We start from the raw sequence: 18,448 nt of genomic DNA on the forward strand, positions 1-18,448 counted from the left end.
TTAATTGAGATTGTATTATTTGTATTATAGTTAAGCAAAATTACTAGTGTTAGACTTTAAAATAAATATGCTCAGTAAAGATTAATGTGTAGTTGTTTTTTTGAGTTAATTTTTAAAAATTATTTAGAAGCAAGAATAAGATTTATATGATTAGAATTTATAATAGTGAAAAAGAATATATCGATTGTATATTTGGGTGTTTAAAAAAGTATACTATATGTTAAGAAAATAAAAAGAGAGATAAAATATAATACCAATATGGTATTAAATAAGTTAAGAGATTTTTTAAAAAATGATAATGTTTTTTTAAGTGGTGGTGCTGGAGTTGGTAAGTCGTTTTTAACCATAGAGCTTATAAGATCATATAGAATACAAGGAAAAATTGTCATAGCATTAGGTTCTACTGCTCTTAGTGCTTTTAATATAGGCGGGGTTACTCTACATAGCTTTTTTGCTTTTAAAAGATGTCAAAATTATGATGAGCTGTATTATGAGGATAGAAAGCAAAAAGATAAATTAGAAAAATTAAAACGAATTTTAAAACAATGTGATTTGTTGGTTATTGATGAAATTTCTATGGTAAGTACTTCTTTAATGGAGATGATTTATTATAGATTAACAAGAAGTGGTTTTAATGGTAAAATTTTATTAGTTGGGGATTTTTTTCAACTTCCCCCTGTGATCAATCACAAAGAAAATCAAATTCAAAATTCTTTGTTTCAAAATACTTTGTATGCTTTTTCTTCGCAAGCTTGGAGCGATTTAAAATTTATCAATTTAAAACTTAGCATTACCAAAAGAACTTTAGATAAACAATTTTATGAATATTTGTTTTATCCTCAATAAAGTGATTAAAGTACTATTAAATAACAAACAAGGACTAAATTATTTTTTATATCTCAAAAATGTTTTTGGTTTTATAAGATAGTTATGTTTTTATAAAAGTATTCTTAAGGCTTTGGAGGATAATTATGATGTAGGTAAATATTAAGTATTACTAAGAAACTTAAAAATTAAAATATACCAAAGCTAAGCAAAAAGAATTGATTTTATAAATAATTCAAGTAAAAAAGTAGAAATAAATTCAAAAATCAATAAGAAATTTGTTGATTTTTGGAAGATAAAATGACTATTTTTTTTATGTTAGCTTTATTTTCCATCAACATGCCAATAGGAGTTTTTCTAAATAAGTGTTTTTATCCCCTTTTAATGGCAATGTTTTTCCTTGTATTTTAATTTTTTCACTTTCTTTAGAACTTGCAAATAAAGCATTATGATTGTTAAGTCAGTAATTTTATAATCACAACTTCGTTCTAAATTATCAAAATTTAAAGCTTTAAACTCAAATTCTCCTAAAGCTAAAACCATTTAAACTCTTTTTTGGTTTTGCAAAGTTAAAATTATCTTAATCAGATAGAGTTGATGATCGCAATGTAGTAGTCGATAGGTGCTCATTAATATAGATGAGATCGGACCTGTATTGTAGGTGCAACTCCTACCACCTTATCTGATTTTAATTAACTCTTGTTGCTTTTTATTATCTTCTTTCACTTTCCCAAGCGTAATAATTGCATTGGTTTTTCCAAATTTCTTTATTTTTATGATTTTTTATATTTTTATTATATCAATAAAGTGGCGAAGAGTTAAAAATGAAAGCACCTAATGTTTGTGTTTTAAAAAAATGCTACCAATAAAAGTGATAAAGAAATGGATCAAACTATTTATATGATAGCCTAACGCTTACAAATAAACAAGAAAGCGACATAGAAGATTTAAATCTTAAATATTTTATGGCTTTGCAAAACGCTCTTAAAGATTTTTTGCAAGAAGCAGGAGTTATAGTTTAGAAGTTATAGCTCTTATAAGTCATAGTTTAAATTGGGGTTTAAATGAGGTATTAGATTTAGATTTGGAAGAATTTGAAAAAGCTTTAGAAATAGCAAAAGAGTTGTTAAAAACTAAAGCTTTTTAGAATTTAGAAGTTGTTTGTGGTTATTTTTGGCTCTAAAAAATTTTTTAAAAAGTTTAAAAATAAGTTTTGAAATAAAAAATAAAATTTCACAACTTATTATAAATAAAGCTTGAATAAGCTGTGATAAACCAAGAAAAAAACCAACAAGAAGAATAAACAAGGTCACAAAAAATGTTACAAAAATATTGGCAAAAAAAGAAATTTCATCACTATAGATAGTACAAAAAATGCCAATATAGCAAACAATTGCAAAGCCATATGAATAGAGATAATCTTTTTTTTGTTAAGGGCACTTTTTCATTCATGGTAAAGATTTTAAAATACAAACACTTAAAAAGGGTTGAACGTGGAAAATGCTGGAAGTATTGGAATCGGTGTTGTTTTAGGTTTAGTGACTAAAAATGCAAGTGCTGTTGGTAAAATAGTTAAAGATTTTAATAATTTAGAAAAAGTAGCAGCAAAAACCAAACTCGGCATTAGTGGCTTACAAAAACAACTAGATATCCTTAAATTAAATAGCAATCTAAGAGAAGAATTAAAAGCTCAAAGAAAAAGGGTTGCAAGATGAAATTTTTACCTTAGGAAATTTAATAAGCAGTGGGATTGTTGGTAAAAGCATAAAAGTTGGAATTGATTTTGATAGTGCAATGGTTGATTCTAGAAAGGTTGCGAATTTTGGTGAAGGTGATGATATAAATAATTTTTTTATTTATAATTTTTTATAATCAATTTTATATGCTCCAATAATTCTTCCTATAATTTTTAATTCTTTAGACTTTTTAATATCGATAATAGGATATTCTTTGTTATCACTAATTAAGCACAAAGGTCTTTTTTTTAATCTTTTAATTAAAATTTCTTTTTGATATTCAACAATATATATACCACCTTCTATGCTTGAATCATCTTTTTGAAATACAACCATTTCTCCTTCTTTTATTGTGGGTTCCATGCTGTTTCCTATCATAGTGATAATACCCATCTTTAAAAATTCTTGTAAATTAAACATGTTGTTTAATTCATTTTTATTAAAAGGTATGGTTTGTTTAATGATATTGTTGTCGTTAATAAAATCTGATGAAAGATAATAGTTTTTATAAAATGGAATCAATATTGTATCTTTATTGTTTATTTTCTCAGTTTGTTGTAAATTTTTATCAACTGAATTTATATAGTTATTTTGTTTATATTTTAGTTGATTAAACTTTAATATAGCATGTGATGATATCCTTTTTCGTTGCCTCCATCCTATTGCAGTAGATTTCTTAAGACCCAATTTCTCAGCCACCATTTCTAAACTAGTAACATTAAAATAAAGCTTCATTTCTTCTACTAATGTTTTAAAATTTTCCATTTACCGCTTTCTATATATAGTTATTTTATTTATAAATTATTGACATATAAATAAAATAACTATATAATGTATAAAAATTATTTCTAAATTGTATCTTAAAAAAATCAATTTGAAATAAAAATTACAAATTGAAAGGATAGGGGTTGTTAAAAAAATATTTTGAAGATAATAATATTAATCTTAAAAAGTTTGCTCAAAAATATGATTTGGACTACATGAGTCTTTTTCGAGTTGTTAATGGTTATTATTCTGAAAAATATACAGCCAAAGCAAATACCAAAGCTGTTTATCAAAAACTTTTAGAGCTCAATATTATTAATGAACTTCCTGATATTTTGAAATAAATAATGAGAATAAGTTAATTTTAAGTCAATTATATAATTGATTTACATTTAGCTTACTTTAAAAAGGAGGAGTTGATGAAAATTAGTGTTTTAGGTGTAGGCGGTACTATTTGTATGTTGAAAGATGAATCAGGAGGTGTTAGTCCTAAATTAAACGCAAAGGCATTGGTAGATAGTATTGGTTTAACAGAAAATATAAATATAGAAGCAAAAAGTATATTGGCAGTACCAAGTCCATCTTTAAAATTTGAAGATATTTTTGAAATCATAAAAGTAGCAAAGAATGAAATTAGAAATAATTCTAATGGTATAGTTATTACCCAGGGTACTGATACATTAGAAGAAAGCGCATTTTTATTAAGCTTATTGTGGGATGAAGAAGTACCTATGATTGTAACTGGGGCTATGAAAAATCCTAGTGAACTTGGGAGTGATGGGTCTAGTAATTTATATCAGTCAATTCTTGTTGCAAGCGATAAATCATCTCGAAAAAGAGGTGTTTTGGTTGTTTTTAATCACGTAATATATCAACCAAGATTTTTACATAAAAGCAATTCTTTTTCTCTTGATACTTTTGTGTCTATAAATGGTGGAAATATTGGATATATATATGAGAAACAAGTAAGATATATCAGTCCTATTTATAAAAATAAAATTTACAACATTCCAGATAAAATAGATAAAAAAGTTGCAATTATACCCGCTTGTTTATCTGGAGATGATTATTTTTTAGACAAATTACCTATTTTTGATGGTTTGATAATAAATGGATTTGGGGCAGGCCATGTTTCTTTTGATTTTATTGAAAAAATAAAGTCATTAAGCTTAAATATACCTTGTGTTGTTACATCTAGAACAGGGAGTGGACCAACTGCTTATAATACATATTCATATAAAGGTAGCGAAATAGACTTACAAAATAATGGTTTTATTATGGGAAATTTTTTTGATAGTTTAAAAGCTAGAATACTATTGACCGTATTACTATCAAATGGCTTTGGTAAAGATGATATTTTTAAAGAATTTAATTCTTATTATATGTATTTTTAAGCAAGGAAAAAAATATGAGCTATTTGGTTGTATCACAATTTTTTATGTGTTTTACGCTTTTTCTTATGGTAATTGGAAAAACTCCGTTGTATCTAACAGCAATTATTGGTACTACTATAAGTATTTTAATTGCTATGCTTGATTCAAATAATATTCTAATAAACACACTTTTGCTTTCAGGATTAAATCCTGTTATTTTAGATATGACAGGTATTTTGATGTTTATAGGGATAATGCAATCAAGCGGATTTATGGATGATATCATAAAAATTATTATAAAATTCGGTAGAAGAATTGGTGGCGGAGAGGGAATTGCTTCTGCTAGTGCGATATGTGCTGGTGTAATAGGAATGCTGACAGGATTTACTCAGCCATCTGTTACTGCGGTAATTACTGCTAAACCATCGATATTGTTGGGTATGAATCCAAATCATTCAGCGGCTATACATGGGCACGCTGGTCATCTTGGTAACTTTGGTGGATTTACTCATCCTACTCAAGTTGCAATTATTGGAACTACTAATATTGGTTTTGGGCTTATAAATATTTTTGCTATATTTATAGTTGTTTGTTTAATTTTATGTTCTGCTATAAGATCTAAAATATATAGAAAGAGACATTTTGTTGTGATTGATAAAGAAAAGATGGAACATATTATAAAAGAAATGGAAAATCAAAAAAGTCAATATAATTCCTATGTTATCTTTTTGCCTTTTATTGTTTTGTTTGGAGGGTTTATTTTTGGTTATCCTATTTTTTTATTAGGAGTATTTTCTAGCATCTTAACAATTGTACTTAGTGGGGTCAATATTTTTAATGCAGAAAAAAGTATGATAGATGGTGTTTGTAAAATAGCTATTCCTTTGGTCGCAACTATAACATTTTTATTTATGAGTGCTGTAATTAAAGAAATAGGACTAGCTAAAACTATTGCAAATATTTTTGAACCAATTTTAAATGTAGCTCCCGTTCAAGCAATGCTTATAGTTGCTGTTTTTGCTGGATTTATCACGCAAAGCTATGGAGCTAGTTCGGCTATTTTACTTCCATTTTTACAAGCTACTATGGAGGTTTGTACTTATAATTTTGCTTTAGCTTTTGTTGCGGCTGGTGGAGCTTCTATAGCACAATATTTTTTAACAGGTGGACCTATAGCTGCTTTATCAACAGTTATACCACTTGTTGAAGGATCAAATTTAAAAGATTCAAATAAGTTTCAAAGACCTTCGCAACTTTTTGCTTTATTTTTGATTTTTATCATTTCTTTTTTTATTAAGTTTTAGCATAAGCTATAAATCTATAAAATAATTAAATTTTATAGATTTATAGTAAAAAATATTGGAATATTTTTTGCTTGCTATAGTTTGTAAATTTATTTAGGAGCATAAAATGTTTCGTATTGAGGAAAATCGATTCTTTAATCACTCATATGATGTTTTTAGTTCAAAGCAAAAAAATGAGAAACAATCCGTGCAACCCCATCAAGAGCAAGCATTTTCACTTGAATTAAATTCAAATATCCAAGAAAAAAATAGCTTGTATGATAGACCTTTAAAGGAATTGTTTCAAGAAGCAAAAGAAGCTTCAGAGAATGCTTTGAAAGAATACAGAGAGGAAATGTATTATAATAAAGAGATTGGTAAATATGAGAAAAAATTTACAGAAAGTAATGAAAAGTACAAAGAAAAGATAAAAGAGAAAATAGAAGAACAGATTAAAGAAAATATACAAAATAGTTTGCAAGATAAAATTTCTCATATTAGTATTCAATTGAGTCCTAAACAGTTAATAGCACAAGCACAATTTGAAGAAAAGCAAAAAGCGACTCTTAAAACATCAGATGTTTTTATGTAATTATTTAAGATAAAGGAGAATTATGAAAAAAATTATTAGTGTTTTAGCATTATCAAGTATAGCTTTAATTGGTGGAGATAAATTATTAAATATTTACGAAAGTCCTACTTGCGGATGTTGTGATCTTTGGGCTGATTATATGAAAGATAAAGGTTATAAAGTGCAAATACACAAAAGCGAGGATTTTTTAAAAATAAAAGAAAAAATGAATATTCAACCTATGTATCAAAGTTGCCATACCGGTGTGATTGATGGTTATGCCATAGAAGGACATGTTCCTGAAGATGCAGTTGTTTGGCTTTTGGAAAATAAACCCGAAGATGTTATAGGTATTTCTGCTCCTGGTATGCCTCAGGGAAGTCCTGGAATGGAGCAGGGTTATGAAGAGGAGTATCCTGTAGTCTTAATGCTTAAGAATGGAGATTATAAAATTTATGGAATCTATAAAGGGCATAATTTAATCAAGACAAACTAAGCAGCTTTGCTTAGTTTAATCTATATACCAATGGTATTTTTATATGAAAAGTTTTTTCATACTGTGGAAAATTCTTAGATGCTATACGTATAGTTTTTAAGGCACTATCGTTTAGCAAGTTGTATTTTGATGGTTTTAATATTTTTAAGTTTAATAGATTTTTATCTTTAGTCCATGTGAATTCTACTAAAATTTCACCACTCATTCGCATTTTTTTAGCTTGTCTAGGATAGATTAAAGCTTCATCTATAGCTTGTTTGATTTCTTTTAAAAGTTCATTGTTGTTAGCTAAGGATATGCTTTCTTGAGAATTTACTAGGGTATTTTGCTCTTGATTTATGGCTGTTTGAAGCTTTGTTTCTTCTTTTAATTGATTTATTGTTTTGGTATTGCTTGAAATACTTGCTTTTTTAGGTTGAATAATAGTCTTCTCTTTTGCTTGTTCTGGTTTTTTTGCTTTTTCTTGTGTAGGTTGTTTATTTTTCACTTTAGGTGAATCTTGTAAAAATTGTTTTACAGCTATATTAAATTTTTCTTCTTTTGTAATGCTGTGTTGTATATATAAAAAATTCTTAGTATAAATAAAAACAAAAAATAAAGGTGAAAAAAGAAGTAAAGTGATAAAAAATGATTGATTTTTATGATTATTTATAAATGCCTTCATCTTTTTTGCTCTGTTAAAATTTGAAAATTTTCATGATTTTTATTTTTCAAAATATCAATAATTTTTACAAAACTTTCAAATTTTGCTTCTTTATCACTTTTTAATTCTACTAAGGTTTTAGAATCTATAGTGTCAAATTTTGCTTTTATTTCTTCTAAGGAAGTTGTTTTTCCTTCGATATAAAATTTATTTTCTTTATCGATTAAAATACTCACTTTGTCTTTATTTTCATTTATGGAATTTGAATTTTCACTTTGAGGTAGATTAATTTTAATTTCACCATGTGCAATAAAAGTTGATAAGCTTAGAACAATGGCTAGTAAAACTAGCATTATATCTATAAAAGGAATGATGTTTAAACCTTCATTTTTTGGTAATCTAATCATTTTTATCCTTAAAAATGCGATATGCATTGCTCAATGTCGATATTTTTCTAAGCAATCCATTATAAGCCATTAACGAAGGAATGGCAACTAAAATTCCCAAAGCAGTGGCTTTTAAAGCTAGTGATAAACCAATGACGATAGATTTTACATCAATGTTTCCACTTGCACCCATATCATAAAATGTAATCATAATTCCCACTACAGTTCCCAAAAGTCCTACATAAGGAGCATTGGTGTAAATGATATAAAGCATGGTGAGATTTTCGCTAATAGTATCATCAAATTTTTCTTGACATTGATAATCACTTAGCTTAATTTTTCTAAAAAATAAAATACGCTCTATAGTACACCATATGGCAATAAATGCCATTATCCCTAAAACAATAAATATAATTAAGTCAATATAAATTTTTAAAAATTCCATACAACCTCGCTTAAATATAATTTTTTGTGATTATATTACTAAAAATTAAACTTTTTATTAATAACAATTATCATAATTAATACAATAAATTTATTTTTTTAAATTAATAACATCTTAACTTTGAAAAAATAATTACAATATATTGATATTGGTTTTTTAATAAATTATAATAAATTAGGAATACTAAATAAGTTAGCCAATAAAATATATAACAAGTATAACTTTATAATATAAATACAAAAAAAGAAATTAACTTAATCATGAATTGACTATTGTTTATTATGATTTATTTTTATATTTAACAACTGAAATTTTGATAATGAAATTAAAAATATACATAAAAAATAAATATCAATAGAGATTTATTAATATGTCTTTTTAAGCTTCTATGGATGTATGTTGTGATATTGATAAATGTTATATTAATGGTGAATAAGAATCTTATAAAAGCAAAAGTGAAGATATTTAGATAAATACTTATAACCATATAGAAAAAAAGAATTTTATTTCAACCAATGGGATTTTTTAATTTTGTATTGTTGGGGAACCAAAGAGCTTGTTAAGAGCTTCTTTGGTTTCATCTTTAGGATCGTATTTTTTAGCATCTTTTTTAAAATTTTCAAAATGCTCATTTAAATTTTGAGTAGTTTTTACTTCCTGTTTTATAGGGTTTTTGAATATATCTTGTAGTTTTTGAGCATCTATAGTTTCTATTTTTTGAATTTTAATTTGTGTTTTTTCTCCAAAAAGTTCATGAAGTAATGTTTTGATTAATTTAAAACCGTTGTTTAAAACCACTCTATCATTATCTTTAGCGTGTGAGCTAATACTTAAAATATCATCTTCAAAAGAAATAAATTGAGTAGTTTTTTTAAAAACTTCAGCTAAATCATAATCTCTTTTATATATTGCTTTTAAGAGATTTTCATAAGGATTAAGCCTTTCTTCTTTAGGAGTTTGTTGAATGGAAAGAATTTCTTGTTGCTTTGGACTTGGTATATTATCTTGTTTTGGGCTTTTAATAGCCTCATCAATACTTTTTAGATAAGTTGCCTCTATAAGCATGAAAGCCATAACGCAAAGTACAAAGCTATCATCATCGCTAGAATTTAACATAGTCTTAGCGCGTGAAAGAATTCTAAAAAATCTTTCATAAATTAACATAGAAAAAAGATTGTTTTTTGCAAAAAATGCTTCTTTTAGAAAAAATATCATCTCATCAATAACATTGCCTGCCTCATAATCTTCAAATTCTTTTAAAAACTCAAGAACTTTATCTTTATCATTAGCTAAAATGGCTTGATAAAATTCTTCAATTTTAGCTGGATCTAAAAAGCCTAGCATAGTGGTGATTTTTTGTGTTTGTATATGATTTTGACAATACACTATGGCTTGATCTAGTAAAGTTAGAGTGTCTCTTAAAGAACCATTTCCACTTCTTGCAATGAGTTTTAAAGCTTCTTTTTCATAGTTGATATTTTCTTTTTCTAAAATCCACTCAAGATGATTTAAGATATCATGAGTAGAAATTTGCTTAAATCTAAAATGCTGCGTTCTTGAAAGAACCGTAGCAGGAAGTTTTAAAGGATCAGTTGTTGCTAGTATAAATTTTACATAGCTTGGTGGTTCTTCTAAAGTCTTAAGCAAGGCATTTGCAGCTTGTGGGGTAAGCATATGCACTTCATCAATGATAAAAATTTTAAATCTGGCTAAAGATGGAGCGTATTTGACTTGCTCGATAAGCTCTTGAATGTCCTCTAAGCTTCTATGGCTTGCAGCATCCATTTCTATAATGTCTATATTAGAGCCATTGAGTGAAGATAAACATTGAGAACATTCTCCACAAGGATTAGCATTGGGTCCTTTTTCACATACTAGAGCTCTTGAAAAAATTCTTGCGCTTGAGGTCTTCCCACTTCCGCGTAGCCCTGAGAATAAATAAGCATGTGCTAAACGATTGTTTTCAAGAGCATATTTTAAGCTTGTAGAAACAGTATTTTGTCCTACAAGTTCATTGAAATTTTTTGGTCTGTATTTAACAGCAAGAGCTTGAAGCATTGCTACTCATTCATGATAGATAATAACTCTTCATTGCTTTTGGTTTTTAGCATTTTAGAGTATAAGAATTTTAATGCCTCTATATCATCCATTTGTGAAATAGCTGATCTAATTGCCCAAATTTTTTGAAGTTTTTCAACACCTTGAAGCAATTCTTCTTTTCTAGTACCTGATTTTATGATATTAATTGCAGGATAAATTCTTCTATCTGAAATATTTCTATCAAGAACAATTTCACTATTTCCTGTTCCTTTAAATTCTTCAAAAATCACTTCATCCATTCTCGAGCCTGTTTCTATCAAAGCAGTTGCTATAATGGTTAATGAGCCACCATGCTCTATATTTCTAGCTGCACCAAAAAAGCGTTTTGGTTTATGCAAGGCATTTGCATCAACCCCACCACTTAAGACTTTACCACTGCTTGGTGTAGCAGTATTATAAGCTCTTGCTAATCTTGTAATAGAATCAAGCAATATAACCACATCCTTACCTGTTTCTACCATCCTTTTTGCTTTTTCTATAACAAGCTCAGCTACCCTAACATGATTGTAAGCAGGTAAGTCAAAGGTAGAACTAAAAACCTCACCTTTAACACATCTTTGCATATCTGTAACTTCTTCAGGGCGCTCATCTACTAAAAGCACAATCAAATGAGCCTCTGGGTGATTTTTAGCAATAGCAGTAGCTAATTCTTTCATTAGCTCAGTTTTACCAGTTCTTGGAGGTGCTACGATTAGGCTTCTTTGCCCTTTTCCTATAGGGGCAAATAAATCAAGCATTCTACCTGTTAGCTTTAAAGGATCATATTCTAATTTTATTTTTTCAGTTGGAAAAATTGGAGTAAGATTGTCAAATAAAGGTCTTTCTCTAGCTTCTTTTAATGGAAGGTAATTAATTGCTTCAATTTTTAATAAAGCATAGTATTTTTCTTGATCTTTTGGTTCTCTAACTTGGCCGGTAACTATATCTCCAACACGCAGAGCAAATTTGCGAATTTGTGAGTTTGATACATAAGCATCATTTACACTATCGCTTAAATTTGAATCCATTCCACGCAAAAAGCCATAACCTTCAGGTGAAATTTCTAAAATTCCTGTAAAGAGTATAAAGCCACCTTTTTTTGTTTGTGCTTTTAGAATTTCAAAAATAAGATCTTGCCTTCTAAATTCTCTTGGATTTTCTATTTCCGCTTCATTGGCGATTTTGACTAGGCTTTCTAGATCAAGCAACTTTAAATCTTCTATCTTATAACCTTCCACTGGAATGTGTGTTCTTTGGTGTTGTTTTTTTTCTTTTGTATTTTCCATATATCCTCTAAAATGTAGAAAATGTAGTATTTAATAATGAATAAGAGATTTTATTCAAAAAAATGCTTTTTTGTCAAATTTTTAAAATTATAATATAGCTTTGTAAATAATTTTTAAAATTGTAATTTTAAAAAAATGATAAAATATTGTAAAAAATTATAAAGAAAGTATAGGATGAAATGTAGGCATTGTCAATTAAGCTTTAAACAAGATCAAATGATAGAAAAAAATGGAAATTATTTTTGCTGTAAAGGCTGTGAGAGTGTTTATGAGATTTTACAAGAAAATAATTTAGAAGAATTTTATGAAAAACTCGGCAATCAAACTCTAACTCCTGCTATAATAGAGCATAATATTAAAGATTATGAAAAATACATACAAAAAACCAAAGAAGGCTTTGGTGAGATTTTTTTACTTATAGAAGAAATTCATTGTGCTGCTTGCGTTTGGCTTAATGAAAAAATTCTCGTTAAAAGTGAAGGCGTAATAGAAGTTGATATTAATTCTATTACTCATAAGGCTAGAATTGTTTTCGATGAAAAAAGCATAAATTTAGCAAAAATTATTCAAAGTATAGAGAGTATAGGCTATAAAGCTAGTGTGTATTTGCCTACAAAGAATGAACAAAGAGCAACTCAAACTAAAAGAGATTTTTATGCAAAATTAATAGTTGCTATAGCTTGTGTGATGAATATTATGTGGATATCTGTAGCTAAATATGCTGGATTTTTTAGTGGTATGGAAGCTGACACTAAGGATATTTTGCATTTTGCTGAATTTTTGCTTTGTACTCCTGTGCTTTTTTATACAGGTTCAATCTTTTATAAAAATGCCTATTATGCTTTGAAGTTTAAAAGTGTTAATATGGATACTTTGGTAATTAGCGGAGCAAGTTTAGCTTATATGTATTCAGTGTGGGCCATGTTTTCAAGAGCTTCACAGGTGTATTTTGACTCTGTGACAATGATTGTTTGTTTTGTTTTTGTAGGAAAGTACTTAGAGCTTTTAAGCAAGAAAAAAGCTCTTGATACACTTGATCATTTGCGATCATTTTTAAGTAATGAAGTAAGAGTATTAAAAAATGGTAAAATAGAAAATATCGATGTAGAAGATATTAACATAGGAGATATTATAGAGTTAAAAGAAGGTGATAGGGTATTAATAGATGGGGTGTGTATTAGCGGTAATATTAGCTTGGATATGTCTAGTTTAAGTGGAGAGAGCTTGCCGCTTGATGCACAAAAAGATGATATGATTTATTCTGCTTCTTTGGTTTTAAGTGGCAATGCTTTATATAAGGCAAATGTGCTTTATAAGGATTCTAAATTAGCTAGAATTATTAACTTACTTGAAAACTCAAGTGCTAAAAAAGCTAAGATAGAAAAAATGGTGCAACAAGTGAGTAGGTATTTTTCACCTATCATTCTAACTTGTGCTTTGCTTTGCTTTGCTTTTACTTTTTTTATTTTAAATTTAGGATTTGAAGAAGCCATGATACGTATGGTTTCTGTGTTAATCATAGCTTGTCCATGCGCTTTGGCTTTAGCTACTCCGGTGAGTTCTTTAGTAGCAATTAGTGCTGGTTTGAAAGAAAAAATTTTATTTAAAGAAGCTGGTGTTGTAGAGGATTTGAGTAAGTGTAATATTGCAGTATTTGATAAAACAGGGGTTTTGACAAAGGCTAGTTTAGAAGTTAAAAAAAGTTTTTTAGATAAAAAATTAGATAAAAATGAATTATTAAATTTCTTACATTTAACCAACCACCCAGTAGCAAAAAGCATTTTGATTTTTTTAGATGAAAAAATTAATAATAGAATAGAATTTGAAAAAGTTCAGAATTTTCAAGCAAGAGGTTACAAAGCCTTTTTTGGCAAGGATGAATTTTTGGGAGGAAATGAGAAATTTTTCAAAGAAAATCATATGCAAGTACAAGAATTTCAAACTACACATTTTATATTTGCTAAAAATAAAACCATATTGGCAGTTTTTGAATTAGAAGATAGTATAAGAGAAAGCTCTGAAGAGTTAATTAAATTTATGAAAGAATGTAAAATGCAAATTTATATGTTAAGTGGTGATAATTTACATGCTGTAAGCAAGGTGGCTGAAAAATTAAAAATAAACAATTTTAAAGCCTCATGTATGCCAGAAGATAAAATGCAAACAATAACTAATTTAAATCAAACAGGTAAGGTTTTAATGATAGGAGATGGAGTAAATGATGCTTTAGCACTTTCTTATGCAGGTGTTGGAGTTTCTTTAAAAGAAGGATCTGAGCTTGCTATGGAAAATAGTGATATTATATTGCTAAAAAATGACTTAAAAAGTTTACAAAAGGCCATACAAATAGCTAAAAAAACTTATCAAATTATTAAACAAAATTTAGCTTTTTCTTTATTTTACAATGCTTTGAGTATGCCTTTAGCTTTTTTTGGTTTGATTAACCCTTTAATTGCAGCTTTGTCAATGTCTTTTAGTAGTATAATAGTGATTTTAAATGCTTTAAGGATAAAAAAATGAATGGTGTCTTGATGATGATGATAGGTGTTTCTTTAATTGCATTGTTCTTAGCAATTAGTGCTTTACTTTGGGGGATCAAAAACAGACAATTTGATGATGATTATAAATTTACTACTTTAAATGATAGTGAAGATGCTTTAAATGATGCAATTATTTTGGAAAAAAGAAAAAAAGAAGCTTTGGAAAAGAACAAAAACAGCCATGAAGGCTGTTAAAATTATTTTTTTAAGCTTTCGATATATTCTTCAATTGCTTTAAAATCTTCTTCTGTTAAACCTTTAAGGTTGATTTTCATGATCGCACCTTGACCATATGCATTTCTTTTGCCTGCCGCATAATCTTTCATATATTGTAATCTTTCAGCTGCAGTTAAAGAATTTAAAGCAGGAACTTTATTAAGATAGACTTTATCTGCTTTAGTACCATGACATACTGCACATTTTTTATAAAGTGTAGCACCATCCGCAGCAAAAGCTGAAACGCCAAGACATGCTAAAGCTGATAAAATAATAAGCTTTTTCATTATATCACTCCTATATGAATTGAAAATAAAATGTTTTTAATTATAAGCTTTTTTTATTTAAAGTCGCTTAAAAAATATTTTTACTTGATAAATTATAAAATCTTAAAAAAAAAACATTATAATTTTTTACATGAAAACAAAGGCGTTATTTTTAGATAGAGATGGAGTTATCAATATAGATAAAAAATATGTTCATAAGATTGAAGATTTTGAATTTTGTGAAGGTATTTTTGAGCTTTGCGATTTTTTTCAAAAACAAAATTTTCTAATTTTTATAGCTACTAATCAATCTGGTATAGCAAGAGCTTATTATAGCGAAAAAGATTTTGAAATCTTAAGTTCATATATGCTAGATGAGTTTTTAAAAAAAGGCATTAAAATAGAAAAAATTTATTATTGTCCACATTTGGAAAATTGTGAATGTCGCAAGCCAAAACCTGGAATGTTTTTTAAGGCACAAAAGGAATTTAATATAGATTTTTCACTTTCTTTTTTTATAGGGGATAATTTAAGTGATATGCAAGCTGGAATTAATGCTGGTATAAAAAATCTATTTTTAATTAATGAAAACTATAAAGATGAGGAAAACTATAAAGTTTGTAAAAATTTAAAAGAACTTTTGCATTGTTTAAAGGATAAAAAATGAAAATTGTGATAACAGGAGGGGCAGGATTTATAGGTTCAGCTCTTGCTTTAGAGCTTCAAGATAAACACGAAATTTTAATTATAGATAAAATGTGTTCAAGTGCTACTTTTGAAAATGGAAATTTAGAAAGTTTTGGTCATTTTAAGAATATCTTAGATTTTGAGGGTGAGCTTTATGTGGGTGATATTAATGATGAAAAAACTTTAAATATTATAAAAGATTTTAAGCCTGATATAATCTTTCATAAAGCTGCAATTTCAGATACAACTGTTTATGATCAAAATAAAGTTTTAAGTACTAATTTAAATACTTTTAAAGATTTTATAAAAATTGCCCTAGATCTTAATGCTAAATTAATCTATGCAAGTTCGGCTTCGGTTTATGGAGATGCTCCTAGTCCACAAATTGTAAATTTTAGTGAAGCCCCTAAAAACCCTTATGCATTTTCAAAGCTAATGATGGATAAAATGGCAAAAAAATACTTTGATAAAATGCATATAGTCGGACTTAGATATTTTAATGTATATGGCAAAGGAGAATTTTTTAAAAATACTACAGCTTCTATGATCTTGCAGTTTGGACATCAAATTTTAGCAGGTAAAAATCCGCGCTTGTTTGAAGGAAGTGATCAAATTTATCGTGATTTTGTATATATAAAAGATGTTATAAGTGCAAATTTGCAAGCTTTAGAGGCAAAAAGTGGAATTTATAATGTAGCCACAGGCGAAGCAAGGAGTTTTCAAGATATAGTAGATATTTTGCAAAAAGAATTAAATACTAATTATCCATGTGAGTATATCCCTAATCCTTATAAAAATGCTTATCAATTTCATACTCAAGCAAAGTTGGATGAGAATTTTTCATATAAAGCTAAATTTAGTCTTGAAGAGGGTATAAAAGATTATATAAAAGAGATAAAAAGACTTTATGAAAAGGAAGTAAATGCTTGATTTTTTAAGCTCTAAAAAGCCTAAAATTTTAGTTGTCGGTGATTTTATGGTAGATCATTACATATGGTGTGATTGTACCAGAATTTCCCCAGAAGCTCCTGTAATGGTCATGAAATCGCAAAAAGAAGATAAGAGATTGGGTGGAGCTGGTAATGTATATGCAAATTTAAAAAGTCTTGGTGCTGAGGTTTTTGCTTTAGGACTTGTTGGTGATGATGAGAGTGGGAGATTTTTAAAAGAGAATTTAAATGCAAATTTATTAGTGGAAAAGGGTAGAAAAACTCCGCTTAAAAGTAGAGTTTTATCGCACTCACAGCAGGTTTTAAGACTTGATGATGAAAATGATTTTGATACAAAGTTAGAAGATGAAATTATCAAAGAATTTGAAAAAATAGCCAAAGATTATGATGCAATTGTTTTGAGTGATTATGCTAAAGGTATTTTAACTCCAAAAGTAACAAGGGCTTTAATAGCTTATGCGAATACTTTAAACTTACCTATTTTAATCGATCCTAAGGGAAATGATTTTAGCAAGTATCAAAACGCAACCTTGCTAACCCCAAATAAAAAAGAAGCCATTCAAGCTTTAGGCGTAGAAAAAATTGATAATTTAGAAAAAGCTTTAAAAAAATTAAAAGATGATTTGAATTTAGCTTATTCTATTATAACTTTATCTGAAGAAGGAATTGCACTTTTTGATAAAAAATTACACATTATTCCTGCAAAAGCTTTAGAGGTTTATGATGTAACAGGTGCTGGGGATAGTGTTATAGCTATGCTTGCTTATACTTTGGCTTTAAAAGTTGATATTGTTAAAGCATGTGAACTAGCAAATGATGCGGCAGCTGTTGTGGTTGCTAAAGTGGGAAGTGTGAGCGTAAGTTTAGAGGAAATAAAAAATCTAAAAAAAGCTTCTTTTGAAAATAAAATTAAAAATAAAGAAGAGCTTGTAAAGTTGATACAAAATCAAAAAGTAGTTTTTACAAATGGATGCTTTGATATTATGCATTATGGCCATATAAAATATCTTGAAAAAGCTAAAAAATTAGGAGATGTCTTGGTCATAGGTTTAAATTCAGATAAAAGTGTAAAAAGGCTAAAAGGAAACTCAAGACCTATAAATTTAGAATTTCAGCGTGCATGTATGCTTGCAAGTATGTATTTTGTAGATTATGTGGTGATTTTTGATGAGGATACTCCCTATGAATTAATAGAGTTTTTAAAACCTGATGTTTTGGTTAAAGGAGCTGATTATAAAGGTAAAGAAGTAGTGGGTTCAAATTTAGTAAAAAAAATAGAATTGATTGACTTTGAAGATGGATTTAGCACTACTAATATAATTAATAGGATTGTAAATGATAAACAAGATTGAAAAAGAATTTATTGAACACCAGAAAACTTTAGAACAAAGTTTAAATTTAAAAGAGCAAATTATTATAGTTGCTCAAGAGTTAAAGACATGTTTGAAAAATGGTGGGAAAATTTTAATTTGTGGAAATGGAGGTAGTGCTGCAGATAGTCAGCATTTTGCAGCTGAACTTAGTGGAAGATATAAAAAAGAAAGAAAAGCTTTGGCTGCTATTGCTTTGAGTACTGATACTTCGGCTTTAAGTGCTATAGGAAATGATTATGGTTTTGAATTTGTTTTTTCAAGACAGGTTGAAGCTCTAGCTAGTTGCAATGATGTTTTGATTGGTATTTCTACTAGCGGGAAAAGTTTGAATGTGATTAAGGCTTTTGAAAAAGCTAAAGAAATTGGTACTAAGTGTATAGGTTTTAGTGGAAAAGGTGGTGGATTAATGAATGTATTATGTGATCAAAATATAGTAATACCAAGTGATGATACTGCAAGAATTCAAGAAATGCATATTTTAATCATACATTGTTTATGTGATTTAATAGAAGAAGAATATTAAGTTTG

18 protein-coding genes and 4 pseudogenes are annotated in these 18,448 nt (G+C 27.8%); 14 read left to right on the forward strand and 8 right to left on the reverse strand.

Annotated elements, in window-relative coordinates:
* Positions 1–258: 258 nt before the first annotated feature.
* A pseudogene (locus CORN_RS02395) lies at positions 259–822 on the forward strand (AAA family ATPase); the annotation flags it as partial.
* 352 nt (positions 823–1,174) lie between these two features.
* Here CORN_RS02395 and CORN_RS02400 read toward each other — a convergent pair.
* A pseudogene (locus CORN_RS02400) lies at positions 1,175–1,368 on the reverse strand (phage tail protein); the annotation flags it as partial.
* 281 nt (positions 1,369–1,649) lie between these two features.
* Between CORN_RS02400 and CORN_RS08435 the strand changes: the two are divergent.
* Both CORN_RS08435 and CORN_RS08585 read left to right on the forward strand, forming a co-directional pair.
* Positions 1,650–1,847: pseudogene (locus CORN_RS08435) on the forward strand (phage tail assembly protein).
* 471 nt (positions 1,848–2,318) lie between these two features.
* A pseudogene (locus CORN_RS08585) lies at positions 2,319–2,667 on the forward strand (phage tail tape measure protein); the annotation flags it as partial.
* A gap of 14 nt (positions 2,668–2,681) precedes the next feature.
* Here CORN_RS08585 and CORN_RS02410 read toward each other — a convergent pair.
* Complete coding sequence (locus tag CORN_RS02410; RefSeq protein WP_066006760.1) at positions 2,682–3,326, reverse strand: S24 family peptidase; 645 nt, start codon at positions 3,324–3,326, stop codon at positions 2,682–2,684.
* A gap of 143 nt (positions 3,327–3,469) precedes the next feature.
* Here CORN_RS02410 and CORN_RS02415 point away from each other — a divergent pair, with 143 nt between their 5' ends.
* The 5 genes from CORN_RS02415 to CORN_RS02435 all read left to right on the forward strand — a co-directional run bounded on the left by CORN_RS02415 (position 3,470) and on the right by CORN_RS02435 (position 7,049).
* Positions 3,470–3,670, forward strand: a complete 201-nt coding sequence (locus tag CORN_RS02415) for a hypothetical protein (RefSeq protein ID WP_066006758.1) — start codon at positions 3,470–3,472, stop codon at positions 3,668–3,670.
* A gap of 75 nt (positions 3,671–3,745) precedes the next feature.
* Positions 3,746–4,720 (forward strand): asparaginase, encoded by a 975-nt coding sequence (locus CORN_RS02420; RefSeq protein WP_066006755.1) that lies wholly within the window; start codon positions 3,746–3,748, stop codon positions 4,718–4,720.
* Between the two features lie 14 nt (positions 4,721–4,734).
* Positions 4,735–6,003 carry a citrate transporter gene (locus CORN_RS02425; protein ID WP_066006753.1) on the forward strand — a complete coding sequence of 423 codons (1,269 nt, stop codon included), beginning with the start codon at positions 4,735–4,737 and terminating at the stop codon, positions 6,001–6,003.
* A gap of 106 nt (positions 6,004–6,109) precedes the next feature.
* Positions 6,110–6,574 (forward strand): hypothetical protein, encoded by a 465-nt coding sequence (locus tag CORN_RS02430; protein ID WP_066006751.1) that lies wholly within the window; start codon positions 6,110–6,112, stop codon positions 6,572–6,574.
* A 22-nt stretch (positions 6,575–6,596) separates the two neighbouring features.
* Positions 6,597–7,049: a DUF411 domain-containing protein gene (locus CORN_RS02435; RefSeq protein ID WP_066006750.1), complete on the forward strand. Its 453-nt coding sequence runs from the start codon at positions 6,597–6,599 to the stop codon at positions 7,047–7,049.
* Positions 7,050–7,059: 10 nt separating this feature from the next.
* On the opposite strand, the gene CORN_RS02440 is transcribed toward CORN_RS02435, so the two are convergent.
* The 5 genes from CORN_RS02440 to rho form a co-directional block, all read right to left on the reverse strand.
* Entirely contained in the window at positions 7,060–7,713 is a 654-nt protein-coding gene (locus CORN_RS02440; RefSeq protein WP_066006749.1) for an energy transducer TonB family protein, read from the reverse strand.
* Positions 7,710–8,099 (reverse strand): TonB system transport protein ExbD, encoded by a 390-nt coding sequence (gene exbD, locus CORN_RS02445; protein ID WP_066006748.1) that lies wholly within the window; start codon positions 8,097–8,099, stop codon positions 7,710–7,712. Before exbD ends, CORN_RS02440 begins: the two co-directional genes overlap by 4 nt.
* Complete coding sequence (exbB, locus tag CORN_RS02450; protein ID WP_066006746.1) at positions 8,092–8,523, reverse strand: TonB-system energizer ExbB; 432 nt, start codon at positions 8,521–8,523, stop codon at positions 8,092–8,094. The genes exbD and exbB overlap by 8 nt, the downstream gene beginning before the upstream one ends.
* 525 nt (positions 8,524–9,048) lie before the next feature.
* Positions 9,049–10,581 (reverse strand): DNA polymerase III subunit gamma/tau, encoded by a 1,533-nt coding sequence (locus CORN_RS02455; RefSeq protein ID WP_066006744.1) that lies wholly within the window; start codon positions 10,579–10,581, stop codon positions 9,049–9,051.
* Between the two features lie 2 nt (positions 10,582–10,583).
* Entirely contained in the window at positions 10,584–11,888 is a 1,305-nt protein-coding gene (rho, locus tag CORN_RS02460; RefSeq protein ID WP_066006742.1) for a transcription termination factor Rho, read from the reverse strand.
* A 174-nt stretch (positions 11,889–12,062) separates the two neighbouring features.
* Here rho and CORN_RS02465 point away from each other — a divergent pair, with 174 nt between their 5' ends.
* Both CORN_RS02465 and ccoS read left to right on the forward strand, forming a co-directional pair.
* Positions 12,063–14,408 carry a heavy metal translocating P-type ATPase gene (locus CORN_RS02465; protein ID WP_066006740.1) on the forward strand — a complete coding sequence of 782 codons (2,346 nt, stop codon included), beginning with the start codon at positions 12,063–12,065 and terminating at the stop codon, positions 14,406–14,408.
* Positions 14,405–14,623, forward strand: a complete 219-nt coding sequence (gene ccoS, locus CORN_RS02470; RefSeq protein WP_066006738.1) for a cbb3-type cytochrome oxidase assembly protein CcoS — start codon at positions 14,405–14,407, stop codon at positions 14,621–14,623. Before CORN_RS02465 ends, ccoS begins: the two co-directional genes overlap by 4 nt.
* 2 nt (positions 14,624–14,625) lie before the next feature.
* On the opposite strand, the gene CORN_RS02475 is transcribed toward ccoS, so the two are convergent.
* Positions 14,626–14,931, reverse strand: coding sequence for a c-type cytochrome (locus CORN_RS02475; RefSeq protein ID WP_066006736.1), 306 nt, complete (start codon positions 14,929–14,931; stop codon positions 14,626–14,628).
* A gap of 130 nt (positions 14,932–15,061) precedes the next feature.
* On the opposite strand from CORN_RS02475, the gene CORN_RS02480 reads away from it, so the two are divergent.
* From CORN_RS02480 to gmhA, 4 genes are read left to right on the forward strand one after another with little or no spacing between them, the layout of a single operon-like run.
* A complete protein-coding gene (locus CORN_RS02480) occupies positions 15,062–15,577 on the forward strand; it encodes a D-glycero-alpha-D-manno-heptose-1,7-bisphosphate 7-phosphatase (RefSeq protein WP_066006734.1) in 516 nt (171 codons plus the stop codon).
* Complete coding sequence (gene rfaD / locus CORN_RS02485; RefSeq protein WP_066006732.1) at positions 15,574–16,527, forward strand: ADP-glyceromanno-heptose 6-epimerase; 954 nt, start codon at positions 15,574–15,576, stop codon at positions 16,525–16,527. The genes CORN_RS02480 and rfaD overlap by 4 nt, the downstream gene beginning before the upstream one ends.
* Complete coding sequence (gene rfaE1, locus CORN_RS02490; protein WP_066006730.1) at positions 16,520–17,899, forward strand: D-glycero-beta-D-manno-heptose-7-phosphate kinase; 1,380 nt, start codon at positions 16,520–16,522, stop codon at positions 17,897–17,899. Before rfaD ends, rfaE1 begins: the two co-directional genes overlap by 8 nt.
* Positions 17,883–18,443 carry a D-sedoheptulose 7-phosphate isomerase gene (gene gmhA, locus CORN_RS02495; protein WP_066006728.1) on the forward strand — a complete coding sequence of 187 codons (561 nt, stop codon included), beginning with the start codon at positions 17,883–17,885 and terminating at the stop codon, positions 18,441–18,443. Before rfaE1 ends, gmhA begins: the two co-directional genes overlap by 17 nt.
* The last annotated feature ends 5 nt before the right edge of the window (positions 18,444–18,448 follow it).

Source organism: Campylobacter ornithocola (assembly GCF_013201605.1).
In the GTDB taxonomy this organism is placed as follows: Bacteria; Campylobacterota; Campylobacteria; order Campylobacterales; family Campylobacteraceae; genus Campylobacter_D; species Campylobacter_D ornithocola.